General features: G+C 69.6%; 20 protein-coding genes. 9 read left to right on the top strand and 11 right to left on the bottom strand.

The features are described from left to right. Positions 1–56: 56 nt before the first annotated feature. The 7 genes from AC07NG_RS03080 to rimP form a co-directional block, all read right to left on the bottom strand. Positions 57–620, bottom strand: coding sequence for a hypothetical protein (locus AC07NG_RS03080; RefSeq protein WP_494592132.1), 564 nt, complete (start codon positions 618–620; stop codon positions 57–59). Then, the gene (locus AC07NG_RS03075) at positions 617–1,129 is read right to left on the bottom strand and encodes a DUF2939 domain-containing protein (protein WP_110132646.1); all 513 of its coding nucleotides are present in this window, start codon (positions 1,127–1,129) and stop codon (positions 617–619) included. Before AC07NG_RS03075 ends, AC07NG_RS03080 begins: the two co-directional genes overlap by 4 nt. Before the next feature lie 56 nt (positions 1,130–1,185). Then, positions 1,186–2,304 (bottom strand): hypothetical protein, encoded by a 1,119-nt coding sequence (locus tag AC07NG_RS03070; RefSeq protein WP_494592130.1) that lies wholly within the window; start codon positions 2,302–2,304, stop codon positions 1,186–1,188. Between the two features lie 175 nt (positions 2,305–2,479). Further along, positions 2,480–5,641, bottom strand: coding sequence for a translation initiation factor IF-2 (gene infB, locus AC07NG_RS03065; RefSeq protein WP_492854153.1), 3,162 nt, complete (start codon positions 5,639–5,641; stop codon positions 2,480–2,482). 205 nt (positions 5,642–5,846) lie between these two features. Then, positions 5,847–6,497, bottom strand: a complete 651-nt coding sequence (locus AC07NG_RS03060) for an RNA-binding protein (protein ID WP_492854152.1) — start codon at positions 6,495–6,497, stop codon at positions 5,847–5,849. 63 nt (positions 6,498–6,560) lie between these two features. Beyond that, positions 6,561–8,264: a transcription termination factor NusA gene (gene nusA, locus AC07NG_RS03055; RefSeq protein ID WP_492854151.1), complete on the bottom strand. Its 1,704-nt coding sequence runs from the start codon at positions 8,262–8,264 to the stop codon at positions 6,561–6,563. A gap of 2 nt (positions 8,265–8,266) precedes the next feature. Next, the gene (gene rimP, locus AC07NG_RS03050) at positions 8,267–8,893 is read right to left on the bottom strand and encodes a ribosome maturation factor RimP (protein ID WP_110118429.1); all 627 of its coding nucleotides are present in this window, start codon (positions 8,891–8,893) and stop codon (positions 8,267–8,269) included. 354 nt (positions 8,894–9,247) lie between these two features. On the opposite strand from rimP, the gene ppa reads away from it, so the two are divergent. The 9 genes from ppa (at position 9,248) to trmB (ending at position 17,803) form a co-directional block, all read left to right on the top strand. Beyond that, entirely contained in the window at positions 9,248–9,781 is a 534-nt protein-coding gene (gene ppa / locus AC07NG_RS03045; protein WP_110118428.1) for an inorganic diphosphatase, read from the top strand. Between the two features lie 140 nt (positions 9,782–9,921). Beyond that, positions 9,922–11,274, top strand: coding sequence for a tRNA (N6-isopentenyl adenosine(37)-C2)-methylthiotransferase MiaB (gene miaB, locus AC07NG_RS03040; protein WP_494592127.1), 1,353 nt, complete (start codon positions 9,922–9,924; stop codon positions 11,272–11,274). After that, positions 11,271–12,218 (top strand): PhoH family protein, encoded by a 948-nt coding sequence (locus tag AC07NG_RS03035; RefSeq protein ID WP_487291586.1) that lies wholly within the window; start codon positions 11,271–11,273, stop codon positions 12,216–12,218. The genes miaB and AC07NG_RS03035 overlap by 4 nt, the downstream gene beginning before the upstream one ends. 11 nt (positions 12,219–12,229) lie before the next feature. Continuing rightward, positions 12,230–12,706 (top strand): rRNA maturation RNase YbeY, encoded by a 477-nt coding sequence (ybeY, locus tag AC07NG_RS03030; protein WP_487291658.1) that lies wholly within the window; start codon positions 12,230–12,232, stop codon positions 12,704–12,706. Between the two features lie 12 nt (positions 12,707–12,718). Further along, on the top strand, positions 12,719–13,624 hold the full coding sequence (locus tag AC07NG_RS03025; RefSeq protein WP_492854149.1) for a transporter associated domain-containing protein: 906 nt from the start codon (positions 12,719–12,721) through the stop codon (positions 13,622–13,624). Continuing rightward, positions 13,621–15,222 carry an apolipoprotein N-acyltransferase gene (gene lnt, locus AC07NG_RS03020; protein ID WP_494592124.1) on the top strand — a complete coding sequence of 534 codons (1,602 nt, stop codon included), beginning with the start codon at positions 13,621–13,623 and terminating at the stop codon, positions 15,220–15,222. Before AC07NG_RS03025 ends, lnt begins: the two co-directional genes overlap by 4 nt. A 33-nt stretch (positions 15,223–15,255) precedes the next feature. Continuing rightward, on the top strand, positions 15,256–15,681 hold the full coding sequence (locus AC07NG_RS03015) for a helix-turn-helix domain-containing protein (protein ID WP_110118424.1): 426 nt from the start codon (positions 15,256–15,258) through the stop codon (positions 15,679–15,681). Between the two features lie 125 nt (positions 15,682–15,806). Next, positions 15,807–17,030: a methionine adenosyltransferase gene (metK, locus tag AC07NG_RS03010; protein WP_492854147.1), complete on the top strand. Its 1,224-nt coding sequence runs from the start codon at positions 15,807–15,809 to the stop codon at positions 17,028–17,030. A 92-nt stretch (positions 17,031–17,122) separates the two neighbouring features. Beyond that, the gene (gene trmB, locus AC07NG_RS03005) at positions 17,123–17,803 is read left to right on the top strand and encodes a tRNA (guanosine(46)-N7)-methyltransferase TrmB (protein WP_494592121.1); all 681 of its coding nucleotides are present in this window, start codon (positions 17,123–17,125) and stop codon (positions 17,801–17,803) included. Between the two features lie 93 nt (positions 17,804–17,896). Here the strand turns inward: trmB and AC07NG_RS03000 are convergent, their stop codons facing one another. From AC07NG_RS03000 to AC07NG_RS02985, 4 genes are read right to left on the bottom strand one after another with little or no spacing between them, the layout of a single operon-like run. Further along, positions 17,897–18,304, bottom strand: coding sequence for a Fur family transcriptional regulator (locus tag AC07NG_RS03000; RefSeq protein WP_109101055.1), 408 nt, complete (start codon positions 18,302–18,304; stop codon positions 17,897–17,899). Between the two features lie 47 nt (positions 18,305–18,351). Next, a complete protein-coding gene (locus AC07NG_RS02995) occupies positions 18,352–18,804 on the bottom strand; it encodes a GNAT family N-acetyltransferase (RefSeq protein ID WP_492854145.1) in 453 nt (150 codons plus the stop codon). Continuing rightward, positions 18,801–19,445 carry a tRNA (adenosine(37)-N6)-threonylcarbamoyltransferase complex dimerization subunit type 1 TsaB gene (tsaB, locus tag AC07NG_RS02990; RefSeq protein WP_494592119.1) on the bottom strand — a complete coding sequence of 215 codons (645 nt, stop codon included), beginning with the start codon at positions 19,443–19,445 and terminating at the stop codon, positions 18,801–18,803. The genes AC07NG_RS02995 and tsaB overlap by 4 nt, the downstream gene beginning before the upstream one ends. Positions 19,446–19,447: 2 nt before the next feature. After that, positions 19,448–20,107, bottom strand: a complete 660-nt coding sequence (locus AC07NG_RS02985; RefSeq protein ID WP_494592117.1) for a DUF1131 family protein — start codon at positions 20,105–20,107, stop codon at positions 19,448–19,450. Positions 20,108–20,136 lie beyond the last annotated feature (29 nt).

Genomic DNA, 20,136 nt, shown 5'->3' with positions numbered 1-20,136 from the left:
CCAAACCGGACGCGGATGAAAACCCGCCCCGGACGCCTCGATGGTCGCAACCGGCCTCAGCGCACGCCGGTCAGGCTGTCGGTCCAGTCCTCGGTGGGATCGGGCGGACCGCCGCTCGGCAGGCGCCATTCGCCGCGGTAGGAGAAGTCCAGCGTGCCGCACAGCCGCGCCTGGCCCGGCGCGGCGGGATCGTCGCCGAAGGCCTGGATCCGCAGATCCTGGCGCACGGCGATGCGGCTGAAGCTCAGCCACAGGCGCTTGGAGCCTGGGCAGAAGGCGCGGACATAGACCTTGCCCTGCTCGGCCTTGCCGTCGACCTCGTAGAGGGCCGCATTGGCGTCGACGCCGCTCATGGCCGCCAGCCCGCCCTTGCCGAGGTCCTTTTCGCCGCCCTTGCGCAGCAGGGCCTGGGCCGGCACGCCGGTGGCCAGCACCTTGACCGGCTTGGCGCCCAGCAGGCTCTGGTCGAACAGCACGGTCAGGCCCGCCCCGGTCAGCCGCTTGGCGTCGGCCGAGATCGGATCGTACGAGAACATCCGCCGCTCGGCGGCCGCCGAGGGCCCCGCCACGGCGCTCAGGAGCGCCGTGGAGGCCAGAAGCAGGACAGCCCCAAGCCTCATCGCTTGGCCCGCAGGTCGACGGCCTGGGCGTCGAATCCGGACAGCCGCCAGGCGCCGCCCTCGCGGGTGAAGGTCAGCAGGCACGGCCCGTCCTTCTTGGCGGCGCAGACCCGGCCGTCGCCGGCCGGCCGCAGGGCCGAGGCGATGGCGATCCGGCCCGGGATCGGCCGATCGGGCGTGTAGCCGTAGTAGTTGGCGGCGGCGCGGAACACCTCGGGGCGGATCAGGGCCTCGCCGGCGACGTCGGCGGCGGGACCGGCCAGGGCGATGGCGGCGGCCTGCCAGCCGCCCTTCAGACCCGAACCGCGCGCCTCCTGCACAAGGCGGGTCTCGATCGCGCCCTTCAGGGCCTGGTGGTCGACCAGGCTGTCGAACGTCGCCCGATCGTTGTTGCGGATCGACGTCAGCAGGGCGTGCACGTCGCCGGCCGCGTCGTAGCGGTCGGCGGTGGCGCAGGCCGCCAGCGAAGCGGCGGCCGCGCTCAGGGCGATGAGGGCTCGAATACGCATGGACGAAGGGCTAGCGCTCAATTCCGGCGAATTCCAGTCCGGCGTGTATCGGTCGGTCAGCCGCGGCTCAGCGAAACCACGTCGTGGTCGGCCGCGCGCCACAACCGCCGGGTCTTGCCGCCGACCAGCGGCTCCTCGACCCGCAGGGCGAAATCGAAGACCCCGGAGACCTCGTAGCTTCCCGCCAGGTCGTAGGTCGCCGCCGTGGCGCGATCGGGGGCCAGGCGATCGATCGCGGCGCGCCAGTCGGCCTTGAAGGTCGCCTGCAGGGCGTCGAGCGAGACCTCGTAGCGCGTTTCGGCCGGCACCTCGATCTCGACCGTGATTTGGCCGCGGACGCCCACGGCGGCGCTGACGTCGGCGCCGAGCACCAGCCCGGCCGGCGCGCCCACGAACCGGGGTTCCAGCCCGCAGGACAGTTGCAGGCGTTCGCGGCGGAAGCTGGCGACCTCGTCGAGCTCGATCCGGCCGCCCAGGGCCGTCAGGCAGGCCAGGGCCTGTTCGGACCCCACGTCGGTGCGCCAGCGGTGCTGCGCGACGCCCGACCCCGTCAGGGTGGCGCTGAACAGGCGCGGCGCCTTGCCGCCCCGGTTGTCGAAGGTCTCGACCGCCACGCGCCTGCTGTCGTTCGGCGCCAGACTCCTGGTCCGATAGGCGATCCGGGGCGCGCTGAAGCTTGGCCGGTAGGGCCGGAAGCGCCAGGTCTGGTGATCGCGGTGATGCCGGTCGTACTCGTAGACGCAGACGCGGCTGCGCTCGTCATAGGGACCGTTGCCGGCCACCTCCAGCAGCTGGTCGCCCCAGGGCTTGGCCAGTATGGGCGTGGACGCCAGCGCGACGTCGACATCCCAGTAGAAGCCCTGGGCGTTCTGCTCGAACGGGACGACCCGGACGGGCCCCTGGCCCTGGACGCCGCTGAAGTGCAGCGCGCCGCCGACACCCCCCGCCTCCGGATGCCGCAGGGCGACCGCCTCGAACCAGTACTTGCCGTCCGCGCCATGGCGCCGCCACAGCTGGTTGTCGCCGTAGCGGGCCGGGGCGATGCCCACGCGGCAGTCCAGCCCGCCCCAGTCGCCGCCGGGACCAGCGCCGTCCGATCCGGCGGCCGTCAGCGCCCAGGAGCGCGACCAGTCGCGGCTGACTTCAGACAGGATGATGAAAAGGTCCGACGCCATTGATGCCCCCAGGTGATGCGCCCAGGCGCGCCCCCGCGCCGCGGGCCTCACCCTTAGGGGTTGCGCCGCCCGCGTCCACCCGCCCGAGGGCTCATTTTGGGCGGGGCAAGGAAAAAGGGCGCGGATCCGAAGACCCGCGCCCTTCTCATTTTCGGTGACCCAGGTCGCCGGGCTCTTAGTCGAGCTGGCGCTTGATCTCCTCGACGGTGAAGCACTCGATGGTGTCGCCGACCTTGATGTCCTGGAAGCCGGCGAACATCATGCCGCATTCCTGACCGACCGGCACTTCGTTGACCTCGTCCTTGAAGCGCTTGAGCGTCTGCAGGGTGCCGAGTTCGAGCACGACGATGTCGTTGCGGATGATCCGGACCTTGGCGCCCTTGCGGACCACGCCTTCGGTGACCTTACAGCCGGCGACCTTGCCGATCTTCGAGATGTCGAAGGCCTGCAGGACCTCGGCGTTGCCGAGGAAGGTTTCGCGCTGGATCGGGGCCAGCATGCCCGAGAGCACGCCTTTGATGTCGTCCAGCAGGTCGTAGATGATCGCGTAGTAGCGGATCTCGACCCCTTCGCGTTCGGCCAGGGCCCGCGCCTGGGCCGAGGCCCGGACGTTGAAGCCGATGACCGGCGCGCCGGCGCCCTTGGCCAGCATGACGTCGCTTTCGCTGATCGCGCCGGCGCCCGACAGGATGATCCGCGCGCGGACCTCGTCGGTCGACATCTTGTCCAGCGAGCCGATGATCGCTTCGGCCGAACCCTGCACGTCGGCCTTGATGACCAGCGGCAGTTCTTTCAGCTTCTTGTCCTGCAGCTTGGCCATCATGTCGGCCATCGAAGCGCCGGCGCCCACCGGGGCCATCGTCTTCTCGCGCTTCTGGCGGATGCGGTACTCGGTCAGCTCGCGGGCGCGGGCTTCGTTCTCGACCACGGCGAAGGCTTCGCCGGGCGAGGGAACGCCGTCCAGACCCAGGATCTCGACCGGCGTGGCCGGACCAGCTTCGGTCAGCTGCTCGTTGCGCTCGTTCAGCAGGGCGCGAACCCGGCCGAACTGGCTGCCGGCGACGACGATGTCGCCGCGCTTGAGCGTACCGCGGTTGACCAGCACGGTGGAGACCGCGCCGCGACCCTTGTCCAGCTTGGCCTCGATCACAACGCCGTCGGCGGTGCGGTCGGGGTTGGCCTTCAGGTCGAGAACCTCGGCCTGCAGCAGGATGGCGTCGAGCAGGTCGTCCAGGCCGGTGCGGGCCTTGGCCGAGACTTCGATGATCTGGGTGTCGCCACCCAGGCTTTCGACGACGATCTCGTGCTGCAGCAACTCGTTGACCACGCGGGTCGGATCAGAGCCCGGCTTGTCCATCTTGTTCACGGCCACGATGATCGGCACTTCGGCCGCCTTGGCGTGCTTGATGGCCTCAATCGTCTGCGGCATCACGCCGTCGTCGCCGGCCACCACCAGCACGACGATGTCGGTGATGTTGGCGCCGCGAGCGCGCATGGCCGAGAAGGCGGCGTGGCCGGGCGTGTCGAGGAACGTCACGCGCTGGCCGTCCTTCAGGCGAACCTGATAGGCGCCGATGTGCTGGGTGATGCCGCCGTGCTCGCCGGCCGCCACGTCGGTGGCGCGCAGGGCGTCGAGCAGGCTGGTCTTGCCGTGGTCGACGTGGCCCATGATGGTCACGACCGGAGGACGAGCCTCCAGGTGATCGTCGTGGTCCTCGGCGCCGATGAAGCCTTCTTCGACGTCGGCTTCAGACACGCGGCGCACGGTGTGACCGAACTCGGTCGCCACCAGCTCGGCGGTGTCGTTGTCGATGACGTCGTTGATCTTCAGCATCACGCCCTGACGCATCAGGAACTTGATGATCTCAACGCCGCGCACGGCCATCCGGTTGGACAGCTCCTGCACGGTGATGACGTCGGGGATCACGACCTCGCGGGCCACGCGGGCCTGCTCGACCGCGCCGCCACGGCGCTTTTCCTTTTCGCGTTCACGGGCCCGGCGAACCGAGGCCAGCGAGCGCATGCGGTCGGCGGACTCCCCATCACCGGCCACGGCCTGGATGGTGAGGCGGCCTTCACGGCGCTGCGGAGCGCCCTTGGCGCGCGAAACGGCCTTGTTCGGCGCGTTGTTGGCCTTGCGGCGATCGTCGTCCTCGTCCGGACGGCGATCGGTCAGGCCGCCGCCGGGCCGCGGGGCCGAGCGGGTGGCGCGCTGGATTTCCGGGGTCGCCGGAGCCGAGGCGGGAACGCCGGGACGCGGACCGCGCGGACCACCGGGGCCGCCAGGGCCACGGGGACCGCCGGGCGCCGGGCGCGGGGCCAGGGCCGAATAGCGGACGGTCTGCTGCGGACGGTCGCCTTGCGGACGATCACCCTGCGGGCGGTCGCCGCCCGAACGGTAACCACCGCCGCCACCAGCGCCGCCTTCCGGACGCGGACCACGCGGACGGTCGCCGTCCGGACGCGGAGCGCGCTGGTTGTACGGGCCGTCCTGACGGGGGGCGCGTTGATTGTAGGGACCGTCCTGACGCGGCGCGCGCTGGTTGAACGCGCGGTCGCCCTGCGGACGATCGCCTTGCGGGCGATCCCCTTGAGGACGGTCGCCGTGCGGACGATCGCCGCCCGGGGTCGGGCGATAGGTCGTGGTCGTCGGACGATCGTCGCGGCGCTCACGGCTGGGTTCGTAGGTGCGGGTCTGGCCGGGCGACGCGGCGGCGGGGCGAGGGCCCTCGCTGCGCGGCGCTTCGGCGCGCGGGGCGACCGGAGCGGCGGGAGCCGGGGTCGGCGCGGGCGTCGGGGCCTGAGCCACCGGGGCCTGGGCCACGGGAGCCTGAGCCACAGGGGCCTGGGCCGCCGGAGCAGCGGCCGCGGGAGCGACCGGCTTCGCAGCAGCGGCTTCGGCCGCGGCCTTCGCGGCGGCGGCCTTGGCCGCGGCTTCCCGAGCCGCGTTCGCCTCGGCGGCGGCGCGGGCCTCGGCGGCGCGGCGTTCGGAAGCCTGACGCTCCTGGTTTTCGCGAGCGGCTTCGATGGCGCGCTGACGCGCGCGCATCTCGTCCTGCGACAGACCGCCGGCCGACGAACCGCCGCCACCGCCCTGCCCTTGCGGACGCGGAGCGTCGTAGCGACGCTCGGCCTGCGACGGCGCGGCGAGGTTGCCGGCGGCGGGCGCATGCGGACGCGTGCGCTTGGTCTCGACGACCACCGTCTTCGTCCGGCCGTGGCTGAAGCTCTGCTTCACAACGCCCGCGCTCACCGAGCCCTGGCGGGGCTTCAGGGTGATGGGGGCTCGCCCACCGGGGTTGGAACCAGGCCGACCGTTATCGTTCTCGTCGCTCATGCGCTCGCTTGTACTTCCGCCGGGCGGGTTCCCGGCCCAAAAACCGATCAATCCATACGAGAAAGGGGCCTGGACGTACCTCCAATAGGAAGCGCGTTTCCCGGCCCTTCGCTCAAGAGCGCGACGCCTTAGGCGGCTTGCTCCAACATTCAGGTTCTAGACCTTTCGCACCGCCGGATGAAGTCATCCGAGGACGCATCGAAGCCTAGGGCTCCTCGTTCTGACGCACCACCCAGTCCGGCGGCATGAGAGGACGGAAGCCTGATAACCGCTCGACATCCAAAGTCCAGCGATCCGTGCCTCGCCCCGTGAGGAGCGCCGTGTGTATCACATTCTCCCCGCCCAAGGCCAAACCCAATTCGTCGGATGTGAACATCCCGAGGATTCTGGGCGTGTTAGGCGCTTTGCGGGCGGCTGAAAACACCTTGCGGCGGCCGTCTTCGGCGCCATTGGCGGCTTCGATCAGCCAGGCGGTCTTGCCCGAGGCGAGGGCCGCCAGAACCTTTTCGTACCCGGAGATAATGCCGCCGGAGCGTCGTGCAAGGCCCAGCCCGTCCAGAACCCGCTTGGCCAGCAGCCGTTCCACCTGGTCGGGCAGGTCGGCGGGCGCGGCCAGCTTGGTCTTGGCCGAACGCGAGAAGGCGTTCTTCTTGACGGCCGCGGCGATGGACTCGCGATCGGACGCGACCCACATGCCCCGACCCGGCAACTTGCGGGCCACGTCGGGCACCACCACGCCGTCGGGACCGGCCACGAACCGCACCAGGCGCGCCTCGTCGACCGCTTCGCCCAGGACGACGTCCTTGCGCTGGCGGTTGGCTTCGGCGTGCGTCTTGGGGGCGGCCTGGTCGATCATGAAGTCCGTGACGGGGTCCTGAAAGGAAGCGGCCCCTCCGAAGGCCGGAGGGGCCGGGGTTTCTTACTGCTCTTCGGCGGCTTCTTCGGAGGCGGCCTCTTCGGCGGGGGCTTCTTCGCCTTCCGCCTCGATCTCGCCTTCGAGCTCGGCTTCGGCGTCAGCCTCGCCCTCGAGAGCCTCTTCTTCTTCGTATTCCGGCTCCGGCGGAGCCTCGACCCAGCCCATGACGATGCGGGCGCGCATGATCAGCGCTTCGGCGTCGTCGGGCGACAGGTTGAAGCTTTCGAGGATGCCCGGCTCGCGCACGCGCTCGCCGTTCTTGCTCTCGAACCAGCCGCGCATGTCGTCGGGCACCAGGCCGGCCAGGTCTTCCACCGACTTCACGTCGCCTTCGCCCAGGGCCACGGCCATGGCGAGGGTCACGCCCTCGATGGCCAGCAGGTCGTCCTCGACGCCCAGTTCGACGCGCTTGGCGTCGAGGGCGGCGGCTTCCTTCTCGAGGAACTCGCGGGCGCGGGCCTGCAGTTCTTCGGCCGTCTCTTCGTCGAAGCCCTCGATCGAGGCGACTTCATGCGACTCGACATAGGCCACGTCTTCCACGGCGGTGAAGCCTTCGGTGACCAGCAGCTGGGCGATGACCTCGTCGACGTCCAGGGCTTCCTGGAACAGGGCGGTGGCCTCGGCGAACTGCTTCTGACGGCGCTCGCTCTCCTGGCTTTCCGTCATGATGTCGATCTGCCAGCCAGTCAGCTGCGAGGCCAGGCGGACGTTCTGGCCGCGGCGGCCGATGGCCAGCGACAGCTGCTCGTCCGGCACCACGACTTCGACGCGCTCGTCTTCCTCGTCCATGACGACCTTGGAGACTTCGGCCGGGGCCAGGGCGTTGACGATGAAGGTGGCTTCATCTTCCGACCACTGGATGATGTCGATCTTCTCGCCCTGCAGCTCGGCGACCACCGCCTGCACGCGCGAACCGCGCATGCCGACGCAGGCGCCGACGGGGTCGATCGAGCTGTCGTTCGAGATGACGGCCATCTTGGCGCGCGAACCCGGGTCGCGGGCCACGGCGCGGATCTCGATGACGCCGTCGTAGACTTCCGGCACTTCCTGCGCGAACAGCTTGGCCATGAAGCCGCCGTGGGCGCGGCTCAGCATGATCTGCGGGCCCTTGGTCTCGCGACGGACGTCGTAGATGTAGGCGCGGATGCGGTCGCCGACGTTGAAGTTCTCGCGCGGGATCGACTGGTCGCGGCGCATGATGCCTTCGCCGCGGCCCAGGTCGACGATGACGTTGCCGTACTCGACGCGCTTGACGCTGCCGTTGACGATCTCGCCCGAGCGGTCCTTGTACTCTTCGTACTGGCGCTCGCGCTCGGCTTCGCGAACCTTGTGCATGACGACCTGGCGGGCCATCTGGGTCTGCACGCGGCCGATCTCGAACGGCGGCAGGGATTCTTCGTAGATCTTGCCGATCTCGGCGTCGCGCCAGGTGCGCTTGGCCGACGAGATCTGGACCTTGCCGATCTCGCCTTCCATCTCGTGGTCGTCGCCGACGACTTCGATCACGCGCTTCTGGGTGGTCTCACCGGTGCGCGGATCGATCTTGACGCGGATGTCGTGCTCGGCGCCGTAGCGGGCGCGAGCGGCCTTCTGCAGGGCCTCCTCGATCGCCTCGATGACGACTTCCTTCTCGATGCCCTTCTCGCGGGCGACCGCGTCGGCGATCTGCAGCAGTTCAAGCCGGTTGGCGGCGATGCCGATGGCCATGGTCAGTCCTCTTCACTTTCGGACAAATCGTTGTCGTTCTCGGCGCCCACGCGGGCGGCGCGCTGGTCGGCGCCCCGCTTCATCAGCTCGTCGGTCAGAACGAGCTTCGCGTCGACGATCCAGGCGAACGGGAAATAGACGGTGACGTCGTCCTCGCCCTCGATGTTGAGGCCGACCTGGTCGTCCTCGACGCCGGCGAGTTCGCCCTTGAAGCGCTTGCGGCCCTCGGCCACGCGGTCGAGCTCGATGCGCACTTCCAGACCGGCGTAGGTCTCGAAGTCCTTCAGGCGGGTCAGCGGGCGGTCGACGCCCGGGCTGGAGACTTCCAGGGTGTATTCGCCGGCGATCGGGTCGGCGGCGTCCATGACCTCGGAGATGGCGCGGGACAGCTTGGCGCAGTCCTCGACGTTCATGTCGCCGCCCGTTCCATCTTCCTGGAGCGGACGTTCGGCCATGATCTGCAGGCGGCGCTGCTCGGCCCCGCCCATCAGGCGCAGGCGGACGATCTCGTAGCCGACGGTCTCGGCGACGGGATCGAGAATCTCGATCAGGTCCAGGTCTTCTCGCGTCTTGCCGCGCACGGTTCTCTTCTCAAATTCGCGGGCCGCCCGAGCCGACCAGAAAGCCAAGCTGGCGAGCGACCAAAGAAAAAGCGGCAGCCTTTCGGGCCGCCGCTCGAAAGCGCCATCTAGCGCTAACGGACGATGTAGGAGCTATATAGCGCGATAGGCGAGCGGGTGGAAGCCCCTAGCGAACGGGCCCCGACAGCGGTCGGCGCGCCCCGTCCCCGCCGTCCGTAAACCACGTCGCCGCGCTGTTCTCACGGTCACTGAACGGGCGCGGTCGTAGATCCGATATGCTTTCTGCGGCCAAGTCGAGGCGCGAGCACGCCCCCTCTTTCGCATCGCAACACTTGTGGCCTATACAGGCGGCCGCTTGAGGCCCGCCTCCCCGCGGGAACCTTCCCACAACGAAGAGTCACTATGGACCTCTCCAAGATCGCCGTGGGCGTGAACCCGCCCTACGACCTGAACGCCGTCATCGAGATCCCGCAGGGCGGCGAGCCGGTGAAGTACGAGATCGACAAGGAAAGCGGCGCCCTGATGGTGGACCGCTTCCTGCACACGGCGATGTTCTACCCGGCCAACTACGGCTTCATCCCGCACACCCTGGCCGACGACGGCGATCCGGCCGACATCATGGTCGTGGGCCCGACCCCGGTGGTGCCCGGCGCGATCATCCGCTGCCGCCCGATCGGCGCCCTGATGATGGTCGACGAGGCCGGGTGCGACGAAAAGATCCTGGCCGTGCCGGTCGACAAGCTGCACCCGTTCTACACGGGCGTGAACAGCTGGCGCGACCTGCCGACCATCCTGACCGAGCAGATCGCCCACTTCTTCCAGCACTACAAGGATCTGGAAAAGGGCAAGTCGACCAAGATCACCGGCTGGGCCGATCCGGACGAGACCGCCGAACTGATCCGCGCGGCGATCAAGCGCCACGACGAGAGCTACTGATCTTTCCAGGATCGAAGAACGACGGCGCCGGGGACCTCTCCGGCGCCGTTTTCTTTTGGGGCTTCTTCAGCGGGTTCGGCCGCCGGGTGTGACCATGGCGACCTTGCGCGCGGGGCCGCTCGACCCCATAACCTCGCCGGATGAGCGAGACCCCGCAAAAGCGCCTCTATATCAAGACCTACGGCTGTCAGATGAACGTCTACGACAGCGAGCGCATGACCGACGTCCTGCGTCCGCTGGGCTATGGCGTGGTCGATGATCCCGAGGGCGCGGATCTCGTCGTGCTCAACACCTGCCACATCCGCGAGAAGGCCACCGAGAAGGTCTATTCGGAACTCGGCCAGATCAAGCTGATGAAGGACCGCAAGGCCCAGGCCGGCGGCAAGATGACCATCGCCGTGGCCGGCTGCGTCGCCCAGGCCGAGGGCCAGGAGATCATGACCCGCCAGCGAGCGGTGGATCTCGTGGTCGGCCCGCAGGCCTATCATCAGTTGCCCGAGCTGATCGCCCGCGCCCACCGGGCCTCGGGCGAAAGGCTCGCCGCCGACTTCGCGGCCGACGAGAAGTTCGACGCCCTGCCGGCCGAGCGCAAGGTCGACGGCGTCACCGCGTTCCTGACCGTGCAGGAAGGCTGCGACAAGTTCTGCACCTTCTGCGTGGTGCCCTACACCCGCGGCGGCGAGTGGTCGCGACCTCCGGAAGCCATCGAGGACGAGGCCAGGCGCCTGGCCGACCAGGGCGTGCGCGAGGTCACCCTGCTGGGCCAGAACGTCAACGCCTACGACGGCGGCGGCCTGACCCTGGCCAAGCTGGTCCGACGCCTGGCGAAGATCCCCGGCCTGGACCGCATCCGCTACACCACCAGCCACCCGCGCGACATGGGCGACGACCTGATCGAGGCCCACGGCGAGCTGCCGCAGCTGATGCCTTATCTGCACCTGCCGGTGCAGGCCGGATCGGACAAGATCCTCAAGGCCATGAACCGCGACCACACGGCCGAGAGCTACGTGAAGCTGATCGAGCGCATCCGCGCCGCCCGGCCCGACATCGCCATGAGCGGCGACTTCATCGTCGGCTTCCCCGGCGAGCGCGACGGCGATTTCGAAAAGACGCTGGAGCTGGTCCGCCAGGTCGGCTTCGCCAGCGCCTTCTCGTTCAAGTATTCGCGCCGCCCAGGCACGCCGGCCTCGGCCATGCCCGGCCAGGTCGACGAGGCCGTGAAGTCCGAGCGCCTGGATCGCCTGAACCAGCTGCTCGACGAGCAGCAGCGGGCCTTCAACGCCAGCCAGGTCGGCAAGACCCTGCCGGTGCTGTTCGAGAAGGCCGGCCGCCACCCCGGCCAGATCGTCGGCCGCAGCCCCTATCTGCAAGCCGTCCACGCCTCGGGCGGGGAGCACCTGATCGGGACGATCGTTCCCGTCCGTATCGAGAGCGCCGCCAAGATGAGCCTGGCCGGCGTGCTCGCCAATGAATCTGTTCTGGAGACCGCGTGAGCCGCACGCCTGAGTTCCTGCCGCTTTCCGACGACGCCGTCGTCGCCGTCACCGGCCCGTCCGGCCGCCACGCCGCCCTGATCGAGGACGCCTTCAAGGTCCTGCTCGAAACCCCGGGCGGCGGGATCAAGATCACCGGCGACGTCAAGGGCCGCTCGTCGGCCAAGCGCGCCCTGATCGCCCTGGCCGAGCGCGCCGACGCCGGCCACGAGGTGGTCGAGGCCGACATCCGCGTGGCCGTGGGCGAAGCCCACAGCGCCGGCGGCCAGGCCTCACCGCGCGCCGTGCGCCGCGGCGCCGTCTCGCCCAAGACCAAGAACCAGGCCCGCTACATGGAGTCGATGACCCGGCATCCGCTGGTCTTCGGCCTGGGTCCCGCCGGCACCGGCAAGACCTTCCTGGCCGTCGCCCAGGGCGCGGGCATGCTGCTGCGCGGCGAGGTCGACCGCCTGATCGTCACTCGCCCCGCCGTCGAGGCCGGCGAGAAGCTCGGGTTCCTGCCGGGCGATCTCAACGAGAAGGTCGACCCCTACATGGCCCCGGTCTGGGAAGCCCTGACCGACATCATGGGCGCCGAGCAGCTGCGCCGCCGCCGCGACAAGGGCGAGATCGAGGTCGCCCCGATCGCCTTCATGCGCGGCCGCACGCTGGCGCATGCGTTCGTCATCGTCGACGAGGCGCAGAACTGCTCGCGCCTGCAGATGAAGATGGTGCTGACCCGCCTGGGCGAAGGCGCCCGCATGGTGGTCACCGGCGACCCGACCCAGATCGACCTGCTGAACCCCCGCGACTCCGGCCTGGCCCACGCCGTCTCGATCCTGGAAGGGGTCGAGGGCGTGGACGTGGCCCGCTTCACCGCGACCGACGTCGTGCGCCACCCGCTGGTGGAGCGCATCGTCAAGGCCTACGACGCCGACGCGGCCCTGCTGGCGACTCCCCGATGATCACCGTTGATATCGAAATCGAAGACGAGGCCTGGACCAAGGCCGAGCCCGAAGCCGAGGCCCTGGTCTGGCGCGCCGCCCAGGCCGTGCTGGACGCCCACGAGGACATCGAGGGCAAGGGCATCGTCATCCTGCTGGCCGACGACGACAGCGTCCAGGCGCTGAACCGCGACTTCCGCCAGAAGGACTACGCCACCAACGTGCTGTCCTTCCCCGCGCCCCAGGACCCGGCGGCCAATCCGGAAGGCCAGATCGGCGACATCGCCCTGGCCTACGGCGTCTGCGTCCGCGAGGCGGCCGAGCAGGGCAAGCCCCTGGCTCACCACCTGCAACATCTTGTGGCGCACGGGGTGCTGCATCTTTTAGGATACGACCACGAGGGCGACGACGAGGCCGAGGCCATGGAAGCGCTCGAACGCGAGATCCTGGCGGGACTGGACGTTCCCGATCCTTACGCCGACGATGCGTCGGCGACCGACGAGGGGTAGACACCTAAAGGCATGCCCGACGACGACCAGAGTTCCACGCCCGCCGGCCCGGCTCGACTTAGCCGAGGCCTGCGGGCGTTCTTCCGCAAGCTGCGTCGCGGCGGCGCGCCGGCCGAGCCCGCGCGACCGATCGATCCCGACACGCCCCCCGCCCCCGACCTGGTCGACCAGGCCGAGGCCTTCAAGACGCTGAAGGTGGGCGACGTCATGACCCCCCGCCCCGACGTGGTGGCGGTCGAGGTCGAGACCCCCTTCGCCGTGGTCGTGGCCCAGTTCGTCGAGGCCGGCCACTCGCGCATGCCGATCTATCGCGAAGCCCTGGACGCCCCGATCGGGGTGGTCCACGTCAAGGACGTGTTCCTGCTGCTGGCCGACGGCGACCTGCGGCCCGAGCCCGAGGATCGCATCCTCGAACAGCTGCGCCGCGACATGCTGCTGGTGCCCGCCTCGATGCGGGCCGCCGACCTGCTGCTGAAGATGCGCACCAAGCGCATCCACCTGGCGATGGTCATCGACGAATTCGGCGGCGTCGACGGCCTCGTCACCATGGAAGACCTGATCGAGTCCGTGGTCGGCGAGATCGACGACGAGCACGACGACGCCGCGAGCGTCAGCGTCACCGTCACCGACGACGGCGCGCTGGAGACCGAGGGCCGCACGCCGCTGGAAGATCTCGAAGCGATGGTCGGCGAGACCCTGGCCCCGCCCGAGCACGAGGAAGAGGTCGACACCGTCGGCGGTCTGGTCGCCGCCCTGGCCGGCCAGGTGCCCGAACAGGGCGAGATCGTGCGCCATCCGGCCGGCTTCGACCTGGAAGTGCTGGAAGCCGACGCCCGGCGGGTGCTGCGGGTGCGGGTGCGCCGCGCCGAAGAGACGGCCGAAGCCGACGTCCCGCTCGACGCGGTGGACGTCACTTGAAGCTTTCCGTGCTGACCGCGCGCTCTGCATGGCGCGACCGCGTCCTGGCGCTGGTCGCCGGCCTTTCCGCGGCCCTGGCCCATCCGCCGTTCGGGATCCTGCCCGGCCTGCTGGGCTACGCCCTGCTGCTATGGCTGCTGGACGGGATCGACGGACCCCGGCCGCTGCGCTCGGCCTTCCTGCGCGGCTGGCTGGCTGGCCTGGCCTATTTCGGCCTCGGCACCTGGTGGATCGGCGAGGCCTTCATGGTCGACGCGGCGAACCAGGGCTGGATGGCCCCCTTCGCCGTCGCCGCCATGGCCGCCGGCCTGGCGCTGTTCTGGGGCCTGGCCGCCCTGCTTTACCGTCGCTTCCGCCCCGCCGGCGCCGTGCGCGTGCTGGCCTTCGCCGCCGCCCTGTCGGCGCTGGAGTGGGTGCGCGGCCACATCCTGACCGGCTTTCCCTGGAACCTGCCGGGCGAGACCTGGCGGGCCGGCTCGGCCCCGTCCCAGGCCGCGGCCCTGATCGGCGCCTACGGCCTGACCTTCGTCACCCTGGCGATCGCCGCCGCCCCCGCCGTCTGGCGCGCCGGACGTTCGGGCCGGATCGCGCTCGGCGTGGCCGCCGCGGCCCTGGTCGGCCTCTATGCCCACGGCGCCTGGCGGCTGCTGAACGCTCTGGAGTTTACCGCCTCCGCCGTCGCCCCCCGCATGCGCATCGTCCAGGCCAATGTGCAGCAGGCCGCCAAGTGGGACGCCGCCAGCTTCCAGGCGATCGTCCGCGACTATGTGACGCTCACCGCCCAGCCCTATGCCGACGGCAAGCCGGCCGACGTGGTGGTCTGGCCCGAAGGCGCCCTGCCCGCCGCCATCGACGACTACCTGGCCCCCGGAACCTGGGTGCGCCAGGCGATCACCGACGCCCTGCAACCGGGCCAGCTGCTGCTTATCGGCGGCTACCGCTACGAAGGCTCGGCCGAGCATCCGACCTACTACAACAGCCTGGTGGCCCTGCGCCGCGATGCGGGCGGCCTGTCGGTGGTCGGGATCTACGACAAGCACCGGCTGGTGCCGTTCGGCGAGTACCTGCCGGCCGAGGGCTTGCTGACCGCGATCGGCGTGAAGAGCATGGCCCACCTGGGCGACGGCTTCGCCATCGGTCCCCGCCCCGCCCCGCTGGCGATCGCGCCCGGCCTGAAGGTCCAGCCGCTGATCTGCTACGAAAGCCTGTTCCCGGGCCTGGCCCGCCCCGATCCGGGCGTGCGGGCGCTGGTCAACGTCTCCAACGACGCCTGGTTCGGGGTCACCTCCGGCCCGCTGCAACACCTGAACCTGGCCAGCTACCGCGCCATCGAGGCCGGCCGGCCGATGATCCGCGCCACGCCCACGGGCGTCTCGGCCATGATCGACGCCCAGGGACGGGTGGTCGGCGGCCAGCGCCTGGACCTCGGCCAGCGCGGCGTGATCGACGCCAACCTTCCCGCGACCGGCCGCGACACATTCGCGCCCAAGGTGGGGGATTGGCCGTTTTTGGCGTTCATTCTCGCGTCGGTGGCGATCTGTATCGGAAGTTCGCGTAACCGCGGCCGCAAGTTTGCCGACATGAAAGATATAGGCTGAACTAAAACCGCAATCTCAGGTCTATGCCTAAGCATGACCGTCGCCATTGAATCCCCCACCGAAATCGAGCGCTCGCCCAACCCCGTGGACCTGCACGTGGGCGCCCGCATCCGCATGCGCCGCAAGATCCTGGGCGTCAGCCAGGAGAAGCTCGCCGAGAGCCTGGGCCTGACCTTCCAGCAGGTGCAGAAGTACGAGCGAGGCGCCAACCGCGTCAGCGCCAGCAAGCTCTACGAGATCGCCCGCAGCCTTCAGGCCCCCGTGGCCTACTTCTTCGAAGGTCTGGCCGATCCGTCCGAGCCCGGCGACGGCGAGGTCCGCAACGACCTGCAGGTCCACGAGTTCCTGATGACCCCCGAGGGTCTGGAGCTGGCTGGCCTGTTCCCCAAGCTCACCAAGGCCCCGGTTCGCCGCCGGCTGCTGGACCTCGTGCGCTCCATGGCGGACGAAGAGCTCTAGGCTTCAAGGCCGTACGCGGGTCGGCTTCGGCCGACTTGCGGACATAAACTTATCTTTATATGTTCCCCGGCATGCTCGCGGGGCCGGTCGCCGCGTGGGCGCTGGTCCTAGCCGGAGCGTTCCACTTGAATCGTTCGTCCTACATCTTCACGAGTGAGAGCGTTTCCGAGGGCCATCCCGACAAGGTGGCCGACCGGATCAGCGACACCGTCGTCGACGCGTTCCTGGGCGTGGACCCCGAAGCGCGCGTCGCCTGCGAGACCCTGGTCACCACCAACCGCATCGTCCTGGCGGGCGAGGTGCGCGCCGGCAAGCCGGGCGGCGACAAGGCCGCCAACAAGCAGCTGACCAAGGACATCATCAAGTCCCTGGAACCCAAGATCCGCGCGGCGATCAAGGACATCGGCTACGAGCAGAAGGGCTTCCACTGGGAGAAGGCCAAGTACGCCTGCTACCTGCACGGCCAGTCGGCCCAGATCGCCCAGGGCGTGGACGCCACCGACAAGAAGGACGAAGGCGCCGGCGACCAGGGCATCATGTTCGGCTACGCCAGCACCGAGACCCCGGAGCTGATGCCGGCGACCCTGCAGTACAGCCACAACATCCTCAAGCGCCTGGCCGAGCTGCGCCATTCGGGCGAGCTGTCTGAGCTGGAGCCCGACGCCAAGAGCCAGGTGACCCTGGAATACGACGGCAACGGCGTGCCGCAGCGCGTCGTCTCGATCGTCGTGTCGCACCAGCACAAGAAGAAGATCGACGGCAAGGCCCCGACCTCCAAGCGCGTGCTCGACCTGATCAAGCCGCACATCCTGCCGGTCTTCCCCGAAGGCCTGATCACCAAGAAGACCCAGTGGCTGGTCAACCCGACCGGCCGCTTCGAGATCGGCGGCCCGGACGGCGACGCCGGCATCACCGGCCGCAAGATCATCGTCGACACCTACGGCGGCGCGGCCCCGCACGGCGGCGGCGCCTTCTCGGGCAAGGATCCGACCAAGGTCGACCGCTCGGCCGCCTACGCCTGCCGCTACCTGGCCAAGAACGTCGTGGCCGCGGGCCTGGCCGAGCGCTGCACGATCCAGATCGCCTACGCCATCGGCGTGGCCAGGCCGGTGTCGTTCCACGTCGACCTGCACCGCACGGGCAAGGTCGATCCGGCGGTGCTGGAAAAGCTGCTGCCCGAGCTGATCGGCGGCGCCACCCCGCGCGGCATCCGCGAGCACCTGCAGCTGAACCGCCCGATCTACGCCCGCACCGCCGCCTACGGCCACTTCGGCCGCACGCCGGACAACGAAGGCGGCTTCTCCTGGGAGAAGACCGACCTGGTGTCGGAGCTGAAGGGCCTGGCGTAGCCCTTTCCCTCCTTCGGAATTGAAGAGCGGGCCTCGGTCACAAGACCGGGGCCCGTTTTCTTTTCGCCTTCAAGCCTCTAAAGACCCGCCCCATGACCAATCCCCAACAGCCCCACGGGCCGCTGCGCTCGTTCGGCCGCCTGAAGTCGCGGCCGGTGAAGCCGCGCCAGCAGGCTCTGCTCGACAGCCTGCTGCCGACCATCAGCGTGCCGCACGAGGTCTTCCAGCCCCGCGACCAGATGCCCGACGCCAAGGAAGTCTGGCTGGAGATCGGCTTCGGCGGCGGCGAGCACATGGCCGCCCAGGCCGGCCGCCGTCCGGACGTGCTGGTGATCGGGGCCGAGCCCTTCGTCAACGGCGTGGCCAGCGCCGTCCGCCACGTCGAGGAACAGGCCCTCTCCAACGTCCGCATCCACGAGGGCGACGCCCGCGACGTGGTCGGCTGGCTGCCCGACGCCTCGATAGACCGCCTGTTCGTGATGTTCCCCGATCCCTGGCACAAGGCCCGGCACAACAAGCGCCGGATCATCCAGCCGGAGTTCGTGACCGAGCTGGCCCGGGTGCTGAAGCCGGGCGCGGCCTTCCGCTTCGCCACCGACTGGGCCGACTACGCCGAGTGGACGATCGAGCGGGTGCTGGCGGACCCTTCCTTCCGCTTCGCGGACGAGGGCTCCAACCGCCAGGCCATCCCGGCCGACCACGTCACCACCCGCTACGAGGAAAAGAAGCTGGGCGACTGCGCCCCGGTGTTCCTCGACTTCGTCCGGACCTGAGCCGCTCCCAAAGCCACCCCGGGGGCGCCAGGGTCGGACCCAAAAGAAAAGGGCGCGGGGTGAACCCGCGCCCTTTGTCTTGATCCAGGTCAATCACTCTTCGATCGGCACGCCGTAGAGTTCGAGCCGGTGATCGATCAGCTTGTAGCCGAGCTTTCGGGCGATCGCGTGCTGCAGGGCCTCGATCTCCTCGTCCACGAACTCGACGACCTTGCCGGTCTTCATGTCGATCAGGTGGTCGTGGTGATGGGTCGGGGTCTCTTCGTAGCGCGAGCGGCCGTCCCGGAAGTCGTGGCGCTCGATGATGCCGCTCTCCTCGAACAGGCGGACGGTGCGGTAGACCGTCGCGATCGAGATGTGCGGGTCGATGGCGTGGGCGCGGCGATGCAGCTCCTCGACGTCGGGATGGTCGTCAGCCGACGACAACACACGAGCGATGACACGACGCTGGTCGGTCATGCGCATGCCTTTTTCGATGCAGAGCTTTTCGAGGCGGTCCAAAGCGCAATCTCCGTCGGGGGATTCGCGGCACAATAGGCAATCGCTTCTTAAGTGTTAAGCGCCCGCCGCATGACGACGGCGTCCTTGGCGCCGTCAGGATGGGGATAATAGCCCTTCCTGAGACCCACTTGCGAAAAGCCGGTCGCCTTGTAGAGCCCGATCGCCGCCAGATTGTCGGCCGCGACCTCCAGGAACAGGTCGAAGGCCTTGGCTTCCGTGGCGATCCCGGCGGCCATTTCGACCAAGGCCGCGCCCCAGCCGCGCCGGCGGGCGGCCGGATCGACGGCGATGGTCAGGATCTCGGCCTCGCCGGCGATCGCCCGGCACAGGATGAAGCCGCGCGGCGCTTCCGGTTCGCCCGAACCGCCCAACACGGCGAAGACGCCGGGCGAGTTGAACAGCGCTTCGAACTCGGTCGGGCTCCAGGGGCGGTCGAAGGCCTTTTCGTGCAGGTCCGCCAGGTCCCAGCACGCTTCCAGTCCGACAGGGCGCAGGTTCATGCGGCGGGCATCGTGGCGTAGGGCGCGCGCAGATAGAGCGGCCGGGGCGAATGGGTCGGCGCCGGTCGGGCGGCGGCCAGGCGGGCGATGGCGACGGGGTCGGCGGACGCGGGCGTCAGGACGGTCGCCTCGGGCAGCACGCCCTCCAGCAGGGGCGCGCCGGAACCCACCAGGGTCGCCGGACCGCCGGAATAGAGCTCCGCCAGGCGGGCCGTGGCCGCGCCCAGGTCGAGGGCGTCGGGAGCCATCAGGGCCGTCCCGCCGTCGAAGACCTGCAGATAGACCTGGCCCATCTTGGCGTCGAGGACGGCGGCGACGAAGCCCTTGGCCTCCGACGAGGCCGCCAGGGCCTCCAGGCTGTTGACGCCCACGCAGGGGATCGACAGCGCCTGGGCCAGGCCCTTGGCGAAGGACAGCCCCACGCGCAGGCCGGTGAAGGATCCCGGGCCGACGGTGACGGCGATGCGGTCGAGTTGGGAAAAGGCGATCCCGGCCTCGGCGGCGACGTCCTTGGCCAGGGGCGCGATGCGCTCCTGGTGGCCGCGGGTCATGGGTTCGGTGCGGGCGGCCAGGACGCGGCCGTCCTCGATCACGGCGACCGAGGCGGCCGCCAGGCAGGTGTCGACGGAAAGAACGCGCAAGGTCAGGCGGCTCCGACCTGGGCGGTCTCGGCCGGACGCCAGACGAATTCGTTGAGCTGAGCCTTGGCCTTCAGGGTCTTCTCGTCGGGCACGCCGCCCTTGGTCCAGCCGGGCACGCCGAAGACGTAGGACACGGTCGGGGCCTCGGGGCGCACGCAGACCACCGCATTGACCGTGCGGCCCTCGCCGGCCCGGCACTGATCGACGGTGAAGCCCAGGGCCTCCCACTTGGCCAGCAGACTCTCGCCCTTGGGGCCGCGCACGTCGCCGGCGGCCAGGCGGATCTCGGAGATGCCGCCGTCGGCGCCCTTGCCGATCTCCAGCAGCGGGACCTTGTCCTGCTCGACGACGATGATCGGCCCGGGCGGGCCCTCGCCGACATGGATGAAGGCGCTCTTGACCTGCGCCTTCGGGAACAGGGCCGCGATGGTCGGCTGGTCGAAGGCGGTGGCGGCGGTGATCGGTCCCACCCCCGCAGCGCCCACCTGCAGCGGGCCGCCGACATAGGGGGTGATCTTCACGGCGACGGGACCATCGGCCAGCTTGCCCGCTTCCTGCTCGGCCTGCGGGGCCGCGGCGGAAGGCGCGGAGGTCTTTTCGGCGGGGCCGCAGGCGGCCAGCAGGGCCAGCGGGGCGGCGAGGAGCGCGAGACGAAGGGTCATGACGAGGTTCTAACGCCGAAGCGGGGGGA

It is taken from the genome of Caulobacter sp. GW821-FHT10C03 (assembly GCF_059415485.1).
This window is presented reverse-complemented; position numbering and strand designations above follow the sequence as displayed.